The 16,289-nt window shown below is 66.8% G+C and carries 17 protein-coding genes, 1 tRNA gene and 1 pseudogene; 8 read left to right on the top strand and 11 right to left on the bottom strand.

All coding sequences use genetic code 11. From position 1 onward, the window contains the following. Positions 1-41: 41 nt before the first annotated feature. From rny to I8N68_RS07520, 6 genes are all read right to left on the bottom strand, one after another. Positions 42-1,808, bottom strand: a complete 1,767-nt coding sequence (gene rny / locus I8N68_RS07545; RefSeq protein ID WP_200209129.1) for a ribonuclease Y — start codon at positions 1,806-1,808, stop codon at positions 42-44. 607 nt (positions 1,809-2,415) lie between these two features. Next, the gene (locus I8N68_RS07540) at positions 2,416-3,120 is read right to left on the bottom strand and encodes a regulatory protein RecX (RefSeq protein ID WP_200209128.1); all 705 of its coding nucleotides are present in this window, start codon (positions 3,118-3,120) and stop codon (positions 2,416-2,418) included. Between the two features lie 15 nt (positions 3,121-3,135). Then, complete coding sequence (recA, locus tag I8N68_RS07535) at positions 3,136-4,182, bottom strand: recombinase RecA (RefSeq protein ID WP_088963361.1); 1,047 nt, start codon at positions 4,180-4,182, stop codon at positions 3,136-3,138. A gap of 185 nt (positions 4,183-4,367) precedes the next feature. Continuing rightward, positions 4,368-4,568: a DUF3046 domain-containing protein gene (locus tag I8N68_RS07530; protein WP_200209127.1), complete on the bottom strand. Its 201-nt coding sequence runs from the start codon at positions 4,566-4,568 to the stop codon at positions 4,368-4,370. A gap of 4 nt (positions 4,569-4,572) precedes the next feature. Beyond that, entirely contained in the window at positions 4,573-5,916 is a 1,344-nt protein-coding gene (locus tag I8N68_RS07525; protein WP_200209126.1) for an MFS transporter, read from the bottom strand. A gap of 75 nt (positions 5,917-5,991) precedes the next feature. Then, complete coding sequence (locus tag I8N68_RS07520; RefSeq protein WP_200209125.1) at positions 5,992-7,134, bottom strand: acyl-CoA dehydrogenase family protein; 1,143 nt, start codon at positions 7,132-7,134, stop codon at positions 5,992-5,994. 106 nt (positions 7,135-7,240) lie between these two features. Here I8N68_RS07520 and I8N68_RS07515 point away from each other — a divergent pair, with 106 nt between their 5' ends. Continuing rightward, a complete protein-coding gene (locus tag I8N68_RS07515) occupies positions 7,241-7,759 on the top strand; it encodes a DinB family protein (protein ID WP_200209124.1) in 519 nt (172 codons plus the stop codon). 65 nt (positions 7,760-7,824) lie between these two features. After that, on the top strand, positions 7,825-8,121 hold the full coding sequence (locus tag I8N68_RS07510) for a YciI family protein (RefSeq protein WP_200209123.1): 297 nt from the start codon (positions 7,825-7,827) through the stop codon (positions 8,119-8,121). Positions 8,122-8,166: 45 nt separating this feature from the next. On the opposite strand, the pseudogene I8N68_RS07505 reads toward I8N68_RS07510, so the two are convergent. The 4 genes and pseudogenes from I8N68_RS07505 to I8N68_RS07490 form a co-directional block, all read right to left on the bottom strand. Further along, a pseudogene (locus I8N68_RS07505) lies at positions 8,167-8,580 on the bottom strand (uracil-DNA glycosylase family protein); the annotation flags it as partial. A gap of 339 nt (positions 8,581-8,919) precedes the next feature. Then, positions 8,920-9,126, bottom strand: coding sequence for a hypothetical protein (locus I8N68_RS07500; protein WP_200209122.1), 207 nt, complete (start codon positions 9,124-9,126; stop codon positions 8,920-8,922). Further along, entirely contained in the window at positions 9,123-9,782 is a 660-nt protein-coding gene (locus tag I8N68_RS07495; RefSeq protein WP_200209121.1) for a hypothetical protein, read from the bottom strand. The genes I8N68_RS07500 and I8N68_RS07495 overlap by 4 nt, the downstream gene beginning before the upstream one ends. 220 nt (positions 9,783-10,002) lie before the next feature. Continuing rightward, positions 10,003-10,248, bottom strand: coding sequence for a hypothetical protein (locus tag I8N68_RS07490; protein ID WP_200209120.1), 246 nt, complete (start codon positions 10,246-10,248; stop codon positions 10,003-10,005). Between the two features lie 486 nt (positions 10,249-10,734). Here I8N68_RS07490 and I8N68_RS34195 point away from each other — a divergent pair, with 486 nt between their 5' ends. The 3 genes from I8N68_RS34195 to I8N68_RS07475 all read left to right on the top strand — a co-directional run bounded on the left by I8N68_RS34195 (position 10,735) and on the right by I8N68_RS07475 (position 12,045). After that, positions 10,735-11,040: an HNH endonuclease gene (locus I8N68_RS34195; RefSeq protein ID WP_200209119.1), complete on the top strand. Its 306-nt coding sequence runs from the start codon at positions 10,735-10,737 to the stop codon at positions 11,038-11,040. Between the two features lie 206 nt (positions 11,041-11,246). Next, positions 11,247-11,747 carry a phage terminase small subunit P27 family gene (locus I8N68_RS07480; protein WP_307812675.1) on the top strand — a complete coding sequence of 167 codons (501 nt, stop codon included), beginning with the start codon at positions 11,247-11,249 and terminating at the stop codon, positions 11,745-11,747. A gap of 225 nt (positions 11,748-11,972) precedes the next feature. Beyond that, positions 11,973-12,045 (top strand) — tRNA-Asn (locus I8N68_RS07475). 44 nt (positions 12,046-12,089) lie between these two features. Here I8N68_RS07475 and I8N68_RS07470 read toward each other — a convergent pair. Beyond that, complete coding sequence (locus I8N68_RS07470; RefSeq protein ID WP_200209117.1) at positions 12,090-12,368, bottom strand: hypothetical protein; 279 nt, start codon at positions 12,366-12,368, stop codon at positions 12,090-12,092. A gap of 88 nt (positions 12,369-12,456) precedes the next feature. On the opposite strand from I8N68_RS07470, the gene I8N68_RS07465 reads away from it, so the two are divergent. The 3 genes from I8N68_RS07465 (at position 12,457) to I8N68_RS07455 (ending at position 16,201) form a co-directional block, all read left to right on the top strand. Beyond that, complete coding sequence (locus I8N68_RS07465) at positions 12,457-14,190, top strand: terminase large subunit (protein ID WP_234038939.1); 1,734 nt, start codon at positions 12,457-12,459, stop codon at positions 14,188-14,190. A gap of 141 nt (positions 14,191-14,331) precedes the next feature. Then, the gene (locus tag I8N68_RS07460; protein WP_307812673.1) at positions 14,332-15,594 is read left to right on the top strand and encodes a phage portal protein; all 1,263 of its coding nucleotides are present in this window, start codon (positions 14,332-14,334) and stop codon (positions 15,592-15,594) included. After that, positions 15,587-16,201, top strand: a complete 615-nt coding sequence (locus tag I8N68_RS07455) for an HK97 family phage prohead protease (protein ID WP_200209115.1) — start codon at positions 15,587-15,589, stop codon at positions 16,199-16,201. Before I8N68_RS07460 ends, I8N68_RS07455 begins: the two co-directional genes overlap by 8 nt. Positions 16,202-16,289 lie beyond the last annotated feature (88 nt).

Here is a 16,289-nt window from a genome sequence, read left to right as displayed (position 1 = left end):
CCACCTCGCGCGTCGGGCCCGGGCCTCGGCGGCGGGACGGTTCAGCGGGCGATCTCGGTGACCCGGGACTCGCGGACCACCGTCACCCGGATCTGACCGGGGTAGGTCAGCTCCTCCTCGATCTGCTTGGCCACGTCCCGCGCGAGCACCGCCGCGCCGATGTCGTCGACGTCGTCCGGCTTGACCATCACCCGGATCTCCCGGCCCGCCTGCATGGCGAAGACCTTCTCCACGCCGGCCTTGCTCGCCGCGATCTCCTCGATCCGCTCCAGCCGCTTGACGTACGCCTCCAGGCTCTCCCGGCGCGCGCCCGGCCGGCCGCCCGAGCAGGCGTCCGACGCCTGGGTGAGGACGGCCTCGATGGTCTGCGGCGGCACCTCGTTGTGGTGCGCCTCGATGGCGTGGACGACGTCATCGCTCTCGCCGTACTTGCGCGCCAGGTCGGCGCCGATGATGGCGTGGCTGCCCTCCACCTCGTGGGTGAGCGCCTTGCCGATGTCGTGCAGGAACGCCGACCGCTTGATGGTCGGCACGTCCAGCCGCAGCTCGGCGGCCATGATCCCGGCGATGTGTGCGGTCTCGACCAGGTGCTTGAGCACGTTCTGCCCGTACGACGTCCGGTAGCGCAGCCGGCCCAGCAGGGTGACCAGCTCCGGGTGGATCTCGGTGATGCCGACCTCGACCAGCGCGTCCTCGGCGGCGCGGTGGCACAGCTCCTCCACCTCGTGCCGGGCCAGCTCGTAGACCTCCTCGATCCGGTGCGGGTGGATCCGCCCGTCGAGGACCAGCTTCTCCAGGGTGAGCCGGCCCACCTCCCGGCGGACGGGATCGAAGCAGGAGAGCAACACCGCCTCCGGGGTGTCGTCGATGATCAGGTTGACCCCCGTGACCGACTCGAAGGCGCGGATGTTGCGGCCCTCCCGGCCGATGATCCGCCCCTTCATCTCGTCGCCGGGCAGGTGCAGGACGCTGACCACGCTCTCCGCCGTCTGCTCGCTGGCGACCCGCTGGATGGCGTCGACCACGATGTGCCGGGCCCGCTGCTCGGCGGTGTTCCGGGCGTCCGACTCGATGTCCCGGACCAGCAGCGCCGCCTCCCGCTTGGCCTGCCCCTCAATTACCTCGACGAGCTCGGCGCGGGCGGCGTCGGCCGTGAGCCCGGCCACCCGCTCCAGCTCGCGGCGGCGCTGCTCCTCCGCCTCGGCCACCGCCCGCTCCCGCTCCGCCAGGGCGTTCTCCCGGGCGGCGAGGGCGGCGCTGGTTGCGGTGAGCTGCCGCTCCCGCTCGGCGAGCCGCTCCACCTCCTCGGTGTGCAGCCGCTCCCGCTCGTCCATCCGCGCGGCCCGGCGCTCCACCTCGGCGGCCTGCTCCCGGGTGGTCGCGGCGAGCACGGCCACCTCCCGCTCACCGCTGCGCCGGGCGGCCGTGCGGAGCTGCTCGGCGTCCGCCTCGGCCTGCTTGTGCGCCCGCTCCAGGACGGTGTCGGCCTCCGCGCGAGCATCGTCGAGCACCCGCCCGGCCTCGGCCCGGGCCGCCTTCGCCTCGGCCTTCGCGGCGGCCGCCTCGGCGCGGGCCGCGGCGGCGGCCGACTTCGCCACGTCGATCGTGCTGTTCGCCTCGTCGGCGGCGGTGCGCAGGGCGGCGAGGGACTGCTCCTGCCGGTCCTTCTCGGCGATGAAGGCCGGGTCCCCGGGGGCCGGCGCCACGGTGATCCGACGCAGCGTCCGGACGCCTACCAGGACGGCCCCGACCACCACGGCGGCCAGCAGCAGCACCGCCGCGAGGATGACGAGGTTGAATGCGCTCATGCCGTCGCCCCGGAGCCTGCGGTCGACTCCCGATCGCCGGAGCCCGCGGCGGTCTCCCGACAGCCCGAGCCTGCAGCCGTCTCCCGACCGCCGGTGGCGTGGTCGGCGCCCGACCGGCCGGCGATGCGTGGAAGACCGCCGGTGAACCTGTGCCGCCCCGCCATGGCCGCCTCCCCCTGAACGTCGGACTTCGCAGGAGACGTGCCGGGGGCACGCACCTGCGGCTCTGGACGCCCGACCGGAGCGGCTGGCAGTGGGTAGCTCTCCGTCGGCGGTGCCCCGAGAGGGCATCGCCGACGGCCGGTTGCAGTTGTCGGTCGGCTCCGGACCGGCTGTCCGGAGCTGCCGTCAAGGGCCGGTGAAGCTGGCCAAAGTGATGCTGTTCTGTTACGAGATCTATGTTGTGCGCTTAGCCTGCGCTTGGTCGGGCAATGTGAGCCTGTATGGCGAGGCTAGGTCGCCGGGGGCGGTTCGGTCAAGGACTCATGATCAAACCACCCGGACGGAGAGAAGTTGGACCGTCACCGGTAGCTGATGGCATGCCGGACACGAGCAGACAAAGGGCCCGCAGCAGCCGGCGGCGAGTCCCCTTCCGGACCTGCTCGGGTCAGCCAAGGGGCCGGTTGTCGCGGTCGAGCTCGCCCTCGGCGTCGGCGTCGGCGAGGGCGTCGGCGTCGATCTGCTCGGCGAACTCGGCCGCCTCGGCGCTCTGCGCGGCGAGGGCGTCCTTCACCGCCCGGATCGCCACGCCCGGCGGGTATCCCTTGCGGGCGAGCATGCCCACCAGGCGGCGGAACACCGCGTCGGGCTCACCGCGGGCGGAGCGCAGCTTCCGGTCGACCAGGGCCCGGGCGGTCTCCGCCTCGGTCTCCTCGTCCAGCTCGCCGAGCGCCTCGCTGGCCACGTCGCCGTCCACGCCGCGCTGGCGCAGCTCGTTGGCGAGCGCTCGGCGGGCCAGCCCCCGGCCGGCGTGCCGGCTGGAGACCCAGGCCCGGGCGAAGGCGGCGTCGTCGATGATGCCGACCTCGTCGTACCGGTCGAGCACCTGCGCGGAGACCTCGTCGGAGATGCCCCGCTTGGCCAGCGCGCCGGCCAGCTCCGCCCGGGTACGCGGCCGCACCGCGAGCTGCCGCAGGCAGATCTCCCGGGCCACCTCGGCCTCGTCGCGCGGAGGCGCCGGGGGCGCCTCCGGGTCGGCCTCGTCGGACCGGCCGCGGCGGCCGCGCCGGGGTCGAGGAGTCGTGTTGTCGTCACCCGCCCGGGGCGGGCTCGCGTCCCAGCCCCGCCCCGGGCGGGCGCGTCGTCCTGCCACTTAGCCGGCGACCGGTCAGAAGTCGACCGGCGGCAGCTCCGGGCCACCGGCGGCGTCGCCGGCGCCGACCCCGACGCCGAGCTTCTCCAGGATCTTCTTCTCGATCTCGGCGGCCACGTCCGGGTTCTCCTTGAGGAACTCCCGGGCCTTCTCCTTGCCCTGGCCCAGCTGGTCGCCGTCGTAGGTGTACCAGGCGCCGGACTTGCGGATGATCGCCTGCTCGACGCCGACGTCGATCAGCGAGCCCTCGCGGGAGATGCCCTTGCCGTACATGATGTCGAACTCGGCCTGCTTGAACGGCGCGGCGACCTTGTTCTTCACGACCTTGACCCGGGTCCGGTTACCGACCACGTCGGTGCCGTCCTTGAGGCTCTCGATGCGGCGTACGTCGAGCCGGACCGAGGCGTAGAACTTCAGCGCCCGACCACCGGTGGTGGTCTCCGGGCTGCCGAACATCACGCCGATCTTCTCGCGGAGCTGGTTGATGAAGATCGCCGTGGTGCCGGTGTTGTTGAGCACACCGGTGATCTTCCGCAGCGCCTGGCTCATCAGCCGGGCCTGGAGGCCCACGTGGCTGTCGCCCATCTCGCCCTCGATCTCGGCGCGCGGCACCAGGGCGGCCACCGAGTCGATCACGACGATGTCGATCGCGCCGGAGCGGACCAGCATGTCCGTGATCTCCAGCGCCTGCTCACCGGTGTCCGGCTGGGAGACCAGCAGGGCGTCGGTGTCGACGCCGAGGGCCTTCGCGTAGTCCGGGTCGAGCGCGTGCTCGGCGTCGATGAAGGCGGCGATGCCGCCGGCCCGCTGGGCGTTGGCCACCGCGTGCAGGGCGACCGTGGTCTTACCGCTGGACTCGGGACCGTAGATCTCGACGACCCGGCCGCGGGGCAGACCGCCCACGCCGAGCGCCACGTCGAGCGCGATGGAGCCGGTCGGAATGACCGAGGTCTGAATGACCGGGCGCTCGCCCAGCCGCATCACCGAACCCTTGCCGAACTGCTTGTCGATCTGAGCGAGAGCAAGGTCGAGTGCCTTCTCCCGGTCGGGCCCTGCGGCCATGTTTGCCACCCCTGCCTTCGCCGGCGTCTTTCCTGAGCTTCGCGTCACGCGGGACACGCTAGGCGCTGGGTCCGACAGAAAACCAGCCGACGGGCCGCGAGCTGTGGACGAGCACCCCGCTGTGGACAATAGCCGAACAGGTGTACGACTCGGCAAGCGACACGCGGATGGGGCGAACAGGCTGCTCAGCGTAGCCGGGCGGGCACCCGGTCGGGATAGGCGGCGACCACGGCGCGCCACACCACGTGGGTCTGCTCACCCGACCTCAGCGCCTGCTCGATGGTCCGCCCGCCGAGCTGGGACAGCACCTGGTCGCGAGCCATGCTGGCCGCGTAGCCCGGCCCGAACGCCTCCTCCAGGCGGGTCCAGAAGTCGGTCAGCCGCACGTGATCACTCCTCTTCGTCCGGCGCCCGGCCGGGCACCGGACGCAACGCTAGCGCCACCAGGGGCACCGTCGCGATCGCCGCCAGCAGGGTCAGCACCGGATAACCGGGCCCCCGCATGACAAACCCGCTCGCTGCGGCGGCCCCGGCGCCGGCCAGCCCCATCGTCAGGTCGGCGAAGCCCTGCACGCTCGGGCGGACCCCCGCCGGCACCGACTCCGACAGCAGCGTGGACCCGGCCACCATGGTGCCGGACCACCCCAGCCCGAGCAGGGCCAGGCCGATCGAGAGCCGCGGCGTGTGGTGCCCGGCGGTGCCGGCCACCGCGCAGGCGGCGAGCAGCAGCCCGACGCCGGCGAGGATCACCGCCCGCCGGCCCAGCCGGTCGGTGAGCCAACCCACCACCGGGCTGAGGGCGTACATCCCGGCGATGTGCAGGCTCAGCACGATGCCCACCACCCGCAGGACGTCCGCGTCGGAGTGCGACTCGCCGAGATGGACCGGGGTCATCGACATCACCGCCACCATCACCACGTGGCCCACCGCCACGGCGGCGATGCCGAGCCGGGCGGCGGGGCGGACGCGTACCACCTGCCAGGCCAGCCGCATCCCCGCACCGCGCCGGGCGGTCCGGGCCGGCGCGACGAGGGCGTCCGCCGGCGGGGTGACGTCCGGCGGCGCGGCGGCGACCGGGGCGTCGGCCGCCGCGAGCCGGCGCGCGGTGAGCAGCGGGTCGGGCCGCAGCAGGACCAGCAGTACGACCGCTGCCAGGGTGAACGCGGCGGCGGAGAAGGCGAACGGGCCGGCCAGCGCGGGCAGTCCCCACCCGCTGGTGGTGTGGTCGGCGAGCGCCGCGAAGTTCGGCGCGGCCACCGCGCCGATGGTGGTGGCCCAGACGATCAGGGAGAGTTGGCGGCCCCGGCGGGCCGGCTCGGCAAGGTCCACGGCGGCGTAGCGGGCCTGGAGGTTCGCCGCGGTGCCCCCGCCGAAGAGCAGCATGCCGAGGAAGAGCAGCGGCACGAAGCGGGTGACCGTGGCCAGCACCACCAGCACGGCGCCGACCGCGCCGGCCAGGTAGGCCACGGCCAGTCCCGGCCGGCGGCCGTGCCCGTTCATGATCCGGGTGACCGGGACGGCGAGCAGCGCCCCGCCCACCACGGCCGCACTCTGCGCCAGGCCGGCGACCGCGGTGCCGGCGACCCGGGCGGCGAGCAGCGCTCCCACCGAGATGCCGATGGTCACGCCGATCCCACCGATGATCTGGGTGGTGAAGAGCAGGCGCAGGGTCCGCCGCTGGATCGGCGCGACATCGGGCCGGGTACGGACCGGCGTGGTCAGTTCGGTGGCCATACCGGCCTCCTCGGTAAGGGGTCAGACGGTGCCCCATCCTTGCGTATGCGCCCCGACCGGCGGCACCCGGTTTCGCTACAGGCCGAGCCCCCGGCCGATGATCTCCTTCATGATCTCGGTGGTGCCGCCGTAGATGGTCTGCACCCGCCCGTCCAGCCAGGCCTTCGCCACCGGATACTCCAGCATGAACCCGTAGCCGCCGTGCAGTTGCACGCAGCGGTCGGCGACCTTGTTCTGCAGCTCGGTGGTCCACCACTTGGCCTTCGCCGCGTCGGTCACCGACAGCCGGCCGGCGTTGAACTCGGCGACGCAGTGGTTGACGAAGGTGCGGGCGATGGTGACCTCGGTGTCCAGCTCGGCCAGGAGGAAGCGGTTGTGCTGGAACTTCCCGATCGGCCGGCCGAACGCCTCGCGGGAGCGGGCGTAGTCGAGGGTGACCGCGAGCAGCTTCTCCGCCGCCGCCACCGCGGCCACCGCGATGCTCAGCCGCTCCCGGGGCAGGTTGCCCATCAGGTGGTAGAAGCCGTGGTTCTCGGTGCCGATCAGGTTCTCCGCCGGCACCCGGCAGTCGTCGAAGAACAGCTCGGCGGTGTCGTTGGCCTTCAGGCCCACCTTGGCCAGCCGTCGACCCCGGCTGAAGCCGGGGGTTCCGGTCTCGACCGCGATCAGGCTCACCCCGTGCGCGCCCTGGTCCGGTGCGGTACGGACCACCACGATCACCAGGTCGGCCATCTCGCCGTTGGTGATGAACGTCTTCTGCCCGTTGAGCACGAGCGAGTCGCCGTCGCGGACCGCGCTGGTGCGGATGCCGGCCAGGTCGCTGCCGGCGCCCGGCTCGCTCATCGCGATCGCGGTCACCAGGTCGCCGGAGCAGAACCCGGGCAGCCAGCGCTTGCGCTGGTCGTCGGTGGTCAGCTCGGTCAGGTACGGCGCGACCACGTCGTTGTGCAGGCCGAACCCGAGCCCGGAGCAGCCGGCCGCGACGATCTCCTCGTCCAGCACCGCGTTGAACCGGAAGTCCGGCTGGCCGCCGCCGCCGTACTCGGGGTCCACGTCCATGCCGAGCAGCCCGGCGGCGCCCGCCTTGCGCCAGACCTCCCGGTCGACGATGCCGTCGGCCTCCCAGCGCTCGTGGTGCGGGACGGCCTCCCGGGCCAGGAACTGCCGGCACAGGTCCCGGAACTCTTCGTGGACGGGCTCGTAGAGGTGCTGCTCCATGCCGGCCAGTCTGGCACCACACACCGGCGCTGCCCAGAGGCGAGCCGTCCTCGGGACGCGCACCAGCAGGCACTGCTGGCGCCTCAGTGCGTGGCATCATTGCCCGATGACATGGACCGCCCCTGATGTGAGCCGGCCCGGTGACGTCCTCATCGCACCGGAGGCCGACCACCTCCGGAATCTTCTCGACTGGCATCGCGCCACGCTGCTTCACAAGTGCGCCGGCCTTGACGCCGAACAACTGGCGCGGGCGCCCCTGACCTTCTCGAACCTTTCGCTCCTCGGCCTGCTCCGGCACCTGGCCAAAGTGGAGCGCACCTGGTTTCGGACGCTCTTCCGCGGTGAACCGTTGGAGACGCTGCACTCCACCGCGGAGTGGCGCGATGCCGACTTCGAGGGCACCGACCCGGCGAGGGCGCAATCCGACTATGCCCTGCTGATCGAGGAGACAGAACTCGCCCGCAGGGCCGTGGCCACGGCTTCGATGGACGACACCTTCACCTTTCCCGACGAGGACGTGGCGTCGCTGCGCTACGTGTACCTGCAAATGATCGCTGAGTACGCCCGTCACAACGGGCACGCCGACCTGCTGCGGCAAGCCATCGACGGAGCAAAGGGCGTCTGAGGGTCGGCCGGTGGCGGCTGGTCGTCGCCGGGTCCGGTCCGGTCGCGATGCAGTAATGTCCGTGCATGGCCACGTTTCTCGTCCTGCTCCGCCGATCCGGCCCCCGGTGGGACCCGGCACGGCCCATGCAGGAGCAGTCCGACTGGCCCGCGCACGCGGCGTTCATGGACGAGCTGGTGGCAGCGGGCTTCGTCATCCTGGGCGGACCGCTGGCGGACGAGCACAGGGTGGTGCTCGTGGTCGACGCCGAGTCCGAGGACCTCGTCCGCGCCACCCTCGCCCGCGATCCGTGGAGCGGGACGCATCTGCGGGTCGACAGTGTGGAGCCGTGGACGATCCGGCTCGATGGACGGCGCGCGTAAGGCACCGCCGCCGTCAGCCGGCTTCCATGACCGACCGCCCGCGCCCTAGGCGGCCAGCGCGCGGGCGGCGACCTCCAGGTCGGCCACGAGCCCGTCGTACGCCACGTCCTGGTTGTCGGCGCGCAGCACCGCCGACGGGTGGATGGTGGCCAGCAGCCGGGCCTCCGGGGCGTCGGCCACCTTCCCCGCGTTGTCCACCGGCACCCGGGTGAAGTCCTCGGGGTGCTGGGCGGACGCCGGCCAGGGCAGCAGCTCGCCACGCTGCTTCGTCACCCGGAACGTCGGGCCGAGCAGCGCCTTGGCGGCGGTGGCGCCGAGCACCACCACGATCTGCGGGTGCAGCCGGGCGAACTCGGCGACCAACCAGGGCCGGCAGGCGGTGATGTGCACCCGGTCGGGGGTCTGGTGGATGCGGCGCTTGCCGCGCAGCTCGAAGCGGAAGTGCTTGACAGCGTTAGTCCGGCCTTGTAGGAATCCCCCGCGCTGGTCAGGGGCCGGATAGGGTACCCTGCCGAGCATGCCAGTACGTCAGTGCGTTGTGTGTGGTCAGGAAGCGGACATGCCGCCAGTGACCATCAGCGTTGGGCCCGACATGCGGGTTCTACGCCTCTGCACCCGGGACGCTGCCCCGGTGGTGGAGTTGTTCAACCTCGGCCTAGACGGGCCCCCGGCGGAGACGCCGGAGCCTCCCAAGACTCCCCGAGGACATGCCGTAGTTCCGATCGACTGAGACAGCGTGTAAACGCCAGAAAGGGCCCCACCCGTCAAGGTGGGGCCCTGCTCTGTTCTCTGGGGGTGTTACCAGCCGATGGGTAGCTCATGCGGCTTGCTCTCTACGGCCTGCACCAGCTCCCGGGCGGCTACGGCTAGCTCGTCCTGGCAATACCTGACGTGGGCCCGGTGGTACGGGTGCCCCTTGGGGCGGCCCGGTAGCTCCTGACGCTCGGCCAGGGCCAGGGACAGGGCGGCTTGCATGACAGCCTCTCGGGCCTCATCAATCGTCACCACAAGCCATCCTCTCCGATGTTCTTACCGTTGACTTCCCGGTCAATGGGCATCAGCAGTCCCCGGAAGTCAGGGCCGATCTTCACCAAAACCGGGTCTAGCGGGCTGTCCCCAAAGAGCAGGTCAGCCATCCGCTGCCCCTTGTCCGCCTTCACCTTGGAAAACCGGGACCACAGGGCCGGGTCAAGGCAGATAACCCCCGGGACGGCCTCGGGCCGCTTTTCGGCAATCGTCATGATGTCGGCTAGCCCCTGGTAGGCGGAGAACAGCTCCGGGGCGTAAGCCATCAGGGCAACCAGGGTGTCCCCACCCATAGGCTCAACCGTTACGGCTCCCTCAGCCATCACCACCCGGCACGGGCCCTTACCAGCCATCCGGACGGTTCGCTCAAGGCCGGCGGCACCCTCGGCGGTCTTGGTGTCAGCCTTGCCCTTGTGAACCAGGATTTCGGCACCCTCGGGCGGCCCCTGGTAGCTGTCAAACGGAACGGTAGCCAGTCCAGCGGCGTAGCTGTCCGTTCCCATGATTTCCAGGGTCCGAGCCTCAGCGTTTACACGAATCCAGACGTTGACGTATCGGGAGTTTGCCGGGATGAACGCCAGAGCGTTACTCAGCCCTCGGGCTAGTAGCTCGTTATCAGCAACAAAGGAAATCATGCCAGCAGGTACCCCAAAGCGAATCCAGCAACGGCCCCGACAACAACAACCAGGATGGGAACAAGAATGCTCACTTATTCACCGTCCCCCACAGGAACCAGCCAATCAGGAAGCAGACCACACAGACAATCACAGTTTCCATTGGGAAACCCTCCCCCACAGGTAGGCCACCGTAGCCGGCGGAGTTTCAGAAAGGGCGAACAGGAGAACGGCTAGAACCTCAGTCACAGTCGTTCTCACCCGGGGCGGATTCCATGGTCAGTCGAATTCGGTTGGAAGCCTCCCGCAAAACCACTTCCTCAAACTCCAAGGCGATTCGGGCGGCCAGGTTGCCGGCGGCAACCGCACCCTCAGCGACCTTGACGCGGTGGACGGCCTCCACGGCAGCCGGGTAGAGGCGGTGCGCCCGGAAGGGCCGGAGAACGGAAATCGGGTCCTTGGTGGTGGCCGTGGCGAACGTCTGCACTAGAAAGCCTCACTCTCATAATCCAAACCTAACTATCGGAGTCGAATAAAGGGCCCCGGCACAGGGCCCCTTTTTCGCACCTGAACGGGACTCGAACCCGCAACCGGCCCCGGTCCCACCGTCGCCACGGTGGGGGTAAGGGCCTGCTCTACCACTTGAGCTACCAGGCCGCATGCCCGGCGTCAGGGTGCGAATCCCTCCGCCGTACTTGCATCTCAAACCTTACCTTGCCCCAACACCCCCCCCCTCAGGGAAGCTGTGACCGGGGTCACTCCTGTAGACATGCCGTTTGGCAGGACTTTTATAAGAGTGAGGGAGGGAGCGAAAGCGACCGACCGAACGAACAACCCCACTACTACGGCAACCCCTCAAGGGTTGCCTACTACTAGTAGTAAGTAATAACGGGCCCCCTCAAGGGGCCCTTAGTAGTAGTAACTACTAACTATAACGGGGCCCAACAGGGCCCCTACTATAGAGGGGCAGGGAATGAGCTTTAACACCTGCTCTATCTGTAGAACCCTCATCCCCCTTGGTGTAGGTAGTAGATGCACTAAGCATAAGCCTAAGCGTAACCACACACTTAGTAGACAGCAGAGGGGTTATGACGCTGAGTATCAGCGTAATAGAGTAACCCTGTTAGCTGAGGATGATAGATGCTGGTTGTGTGGTAGGTATGGTGCTAACACAGCAGACCATGTAACACCCCTTAGCAGGGGTGGTACCAATGACCTAAGCAACCTCAAGCCAGCGCACAAGGCATGCAACAGTGGCAGGGGCAATCGCTCCGCATAACCATACAGGGTTTAAACATTTTGCCTGCTCAGGTTATGCATAGGTATGCACTGCCAATCCCCCCATAGGGGGAGGGGGGAGTCAAAACTTCCCGGCCTCCCTTCCTGGAACCCATGTCCTTAGGAAAACTTGTGTGCCTGGGATTCAGCTAAGTATGTGGGAATTCACGGTAAGTAAGCACAGATAATCCGAGGTTCCGCATAATCATGCGGAATACTTATACATCAGGAATGCATAGGAGGGGGGATACCGTGGCAAGGGACAGAAAGCCCCCGGAGTTGAAGCTACTTCACGGCAACCCCTCCAACGAAAAGCAGAACACCCCGGCTAAGTCAAAGACGGGGCGGCCACGCCCCCCGGCTGACCTCAAGGGGGAGGCATTCGCGGAATGGTCGCGGATTACCACCTATCTTGAAAAGGTGGGCCACATTGAGAGCGTGGACCACGCGGCACTAGTCGTTTACTGTTCCGCCTGGGCATCATTCAATGATGCTCGGTTGGCGTTAGAGGAACACGGCCCATTGGTCATGGGGCGGGATGGCGGTTACGTCAAGAATCCTGCCGCTCAGATCATGAAGGATGCTGCGGCAATCATGCTGAGCTACGGCCAGCGTTTCGGCTTCACTCCCAAGGATCGACAGAACCTCGGGATTGGCTCTGCCGACACTGGTGAGGATGAACTAGACCAGGCGCTAGGCGCGCTGTAAGCCGGGCGGGGTGGCGGTCACGGGCGATTGACGCTGTGACCCCCCCGCCCTTTAAGTTGCCCTTGGGATGGGGCGGACGGTTCCCGTGGGGGTGAGTGCCCCGGGACGCAAGCGGGTTGAGCCATCAGCTCCCCGGCCGTCCTGAAACTTCCTGGCCCGGGTAGAACCGGGCTAGATGCCGGCGGTGCATGCGTAGCGGAGTGACGTAGCGCGCGGCCGGCGTGGTTGCCTGTAGCTCAATCGGCAGAGTGACGGCCTGTTAAGCCGTTGGTTGGTGGTTCGAGTCCACCCGGGCAAGCAAAAAGGGGGCCCCCTATCGGGGCCCCCTCGGGTTTACACGGCTCAGTAGCCGTTGAGCATGCCTCGGGCCTGCTCCTCTTCATCAAAGTAGTAGTGCTGGCTCCCGTAGCAAGCTCCGGTCATACCGTGTTCGCACGTCGGGTAGAGCAGGTCACAAAGCTTGGGGTAAGCGTCGTAATCAAAACCGCCGTCTTCCTCAATCTCGGTGACAACGTGGGTGGAGCTACGAGCCTGCACAAACTGGATGGCCTGAGCTTCCGTGGCGAACGTAACCCGGTAGCTCCGGCGCTGGTCGCAGATGTGAGCCTCAAGCTGGATCATCGTTTCCCTCTCTGTAATTTTCAACGTTCCCTGCTGACGTGTAAACGATAGCTTAGGTCTGGAAAGTTTGTCAACCCGGGGAGGTGCCTTGTTTCCAATCTCCCCGTACGGGCCGGCTGATCCGGCCCCGGGCATCTTCCGGTATGACTCCACGCGCGCTGAGCGGGCCATCAACTTTATTGAGCGGTTCATCGTCCACACCAAGGGACGGCATGCCGGGGCCCCGTTCATCCTGGCCCCGTGGCAGAAAGACGAAATCATCCGGCCCCTCTACGGGACCGTTGCGTATGACGACCAGTACGACGAATACGTTAGGCAGTTCCGGATTGCGTGGCTTGAGATGGCCCGCAAGAACGGCAAGTCTGAGGTTCTTTCCGCCCTGGCCCTCTATCACCTCATAGCTGATGGTGAAGAGTCGGCGGAGGTCTACTCCGTAGCCGCTGACCGGGACCAAGCTTCCCTGGTTTACAACACCGCTAAGCGGATGGTGGAGCTACAGCCGGCGCTAGCTAAACACGTCGAAATCATCGACTCCAAAAAGCGGCTGGTGTACGCCCGGACGAACAGCTTTTACCAGGTGCTCCCCGGTGACGCTGCCGGCGCTCTCGGCACCAACCCGTCAGCCGTTCTGTTTGATGAGGTGCTGACCCAACGGGACCGGCACCTATGGGACAGCTTGCGGCAGGGTTTCGGTACCCGTGCGGCTCCCCTGTTGATCGCGGCCACTACAGCCGCGTACACCACGGCGGCTTTCGCCCTGGCGGAGCATGAGTACGGCCTCCGGCTGCTTGATACGCCGGACACGGACCCTTCCCGGTTCGTGTTCATCCGGGGTGTCCCCCGGGACGCTGATTGGCAGGACGAGGGGCTACCGCCCTCCCCCGAGAATCCTCGGGGCACTGGCTGGTATTTCGCCAACCCTGCCCTTGGTGACTTCCTGAACATCAACAACCTCCGGGCGGAGGCTAAGGAAGCTGCCGAAAAGCCCTCAGCTCAGAACGCCTTCCGGGTGTTCCGCCTCAACCAGTGGGTTAGCCAGGCGGAGCGGTGGCTAGACATGAGCGTTTGGGACGCCAACGGCTCCCAGACGTTTACACGGGACCAGCTCAAGGGCCGGGAATGCTTCGGGGCCCTGGACCTTGCTTCAACGCAAGACTTCACGGCCTGGCTGTTGCTGTTCAAGGGTTCGCCTACCGATCCGGAGGCGGACGGCTTCACGGCGCTTCCGCATTTCTTCGTTCCTCGGCCCGCTGTAACGGCCCGTAGCAACATGCGGGACCGGATGGAGGTATGGGAGCGGGACGGCGTTCTTACGGTCACAGAGGGCGTCACGACGGATTACAGCGTCATCCTGGAACACATCACCCGGGACGCTGAGACGTTCCGTATTCGCCTGGTCGGTTACGACCCGTGGAACGCAACCCACCTCATCGGGCTACTTGAGGACAGGGGACAGCTCACGGTCAAGGTGCCTCAAACGGCACCCCGTCTAAACGACCCGTGCAAGGCGATTGAGGCGGGACTAGCGGAGCGTCAGCTTTACCACGGCGGTAACCCCGTTCTCCGCTGGATGGCGGACAACGTTGAGCTTGAGGTTACGGGTGACGGCCTAATGAAGCCGTCAAAGAAAAAGTCTGGCGAAAAAATCGACGGCATAGCCGCTCTGGCTACCGCCCTGTTTTGTGCCGCCATTCCGCTTGAGGCGGAAGCGCAGGTTTCCTTTATTGATTTCCAAAACTACGACGGAGGGGAGGGCATGACGGATGAAGAGAATGACGCACTGGCGGAATACCTTGAAGCGTGGGGCGCTGACGACGATTAACGCGGTCAAGGGCCACCAGGCTTCCGGGCTACAGGTTGCCGGTTTGGCCGTTTTTGCGGCCGGCGGTTTCGTCCTGGCGCTGTGGCTCGGGCTGTTCCTCTTGGGTGCCTTCCTCTGCCTGGTCGGTTGGGCGGTTGACGAGTGAGCCTGTTTAAACGGATCGAAACGCGGGCGGCCCTGAGCGGGCCTAGCGCGGTTTGGGACCGGGACGTTGAGCGGTCTACCCGGGCTAGCGGTTCGGGCGTTGAGGTGTCCCCTCAGTCCGCTAGAACGCTGGTTGCGGTCTGGTCCTGTCAGAGCTTGATTGCTGACGGCATTGCCTCCCTGCCCATCGACACGTACCGGCGCATCAAGAACAAGGGCAAGCGGGAACAGCTAGACAACCCGGTGTGGCTCACCAAGCCGAACCCGTTTGAAACCCCGTACACGTTCTGGCACAAGGTCATGATTTCCCTCCTGGGGGAGAACGGTAACGCCTACATCCGCACGGTGCGGGATAGCTCCGGGCAGATCATCAGCGTTTACGCGGTTGACCCCCTGGCGGTGGCGATTGATGAAGACTCCGCCGTGCCCCTGTACCGGGTGGGTGATGTTGAGTTTTCCGATAAGGAAATTCTCCACATTCCTGCCTTCACGGTTCCCGGTCAGCGTAAGGGCCTGTCGGTAATCGACCACGCACGCGAGGCTATCGGCCTCGGGCTTGCGGCGGAGGAATTCGGGGCCCGGTTCTTTAGCCAGGGCACCACCATGTCAGGCGTCATTGAGCACCCGGGCACCCCCAAGCCGGGTGAGGTTGCCGTGCTGGCAAAGATGATGAAGAAAAGCCACGCGGGCATCAAGAACAGCCACGCGGTGGGCATCCTCACGGGCGGCGCGGCCTGGAAATCAATTTCCATCACCCCGGAGCAAGCACAGTTCTTGGAAACGCGACGTTTCCAGAACATCCAAATTGCTCAGGTCTACCGGGTGCCTCCGCACCTTATCGACCCTACGGTAACCAGCTCTTGGGGCACGGGTGTTGAGGAACAGAACAAGTTCTTTGTTGACTACACCCTGATTCCCTGGCTTACCCGGCTAGAGCAGGCCATTTCCGGATTGCTGCCTAACGGCCAGTACGTGAAATTCAACGTTGACGCCCGACTGAGGGCCAAGACGGCTGAACGATTCGCCGCGTACGTGTCGGCAGTCAACAACGGGATTATGTCGCTTGATGAGGTGCGGGCCCTGGAAGACATGGAGCCAATCCCGGGCGGCAAGGGCAAGACGCACGTTCGGCCAATGAACGTAACCCCGGTGGGTGCGGAAAAGGTCAAGCCCGCTCCGGCCCCCAAGCCGGCGGAAACCCCGCCGGAGGAAAAACCTCCGGCAGACAACAACAGTGAGGGGACTAGTGCCAGTGATTGAGCGGCGCGTACTCCCGTCAGAGGTTGAAACCCGGTCCGCCGGGGAGGGTCGGATTGTCATTGCCGGCTACGCCTACAAGTTCAATGCGCGTAGCCAGGATTTGGGCGGCTTCAAGGAAACAATCCTTGAGGGTGCCGGCAAGGACGCGATTGAGCGTGACGACATCCGGGCCCTTGTCAACCATGACGCAAATCTGATCCTTGGCCGAAACAAGGCGGGCACGCTCCGTCTGGCCGAGGACTCCACGGGCCTTGAGTACGAGATTGACGCGGACGAGCGGCAGAGCTACGTGCGGGACCTGCTCATTTCCCTTGAGCGGGGAGACGTTACTCAGTCGTCCTTTGGTTTCCAGGTCATGCCCAAGGGCGAGAGCTGGACGCGGGATGAGGACGATTTCCCGTTGCGCACCATCCGGGCTATGTCGCTGTTTGACGTTTCCCCGGTGACCTACCCGGCCTATCTGTCGAGTGAGAGCAAGGTTGACAAGCGCGCAATTGACTATGCGGCTGCCCTTGTTTCCGACGTTCGCCAGGTTAAGCCGATTCTCACGCAGGATGACAACCTGCAAATTGGCGCGTTCATGCGCCTGCTGAATCTGCGCGGGTAAGAACCCCGCCGCACAACCCCGGCCGTTTACACGGCTCGGGGTTTTTTGTTTGCCCAAATTCGGGGTTCTTCCCCATTTCCGAAAGAGG

It is taken from the genome of Micromonospora coerulea, assembly GCF_016598485.1.
Lineage (GTDB): Bacteria > Actinomycetota > Actinomycetes > Mycobacteriales > Micromonosporaceae > Micromonospora > Micromonospora coerulea.
The sequence above is the reverse complement of the archived record's forward strand: the minus strand, read 5'-3'. Positions and strand labels throughout refer to the sequence as shown.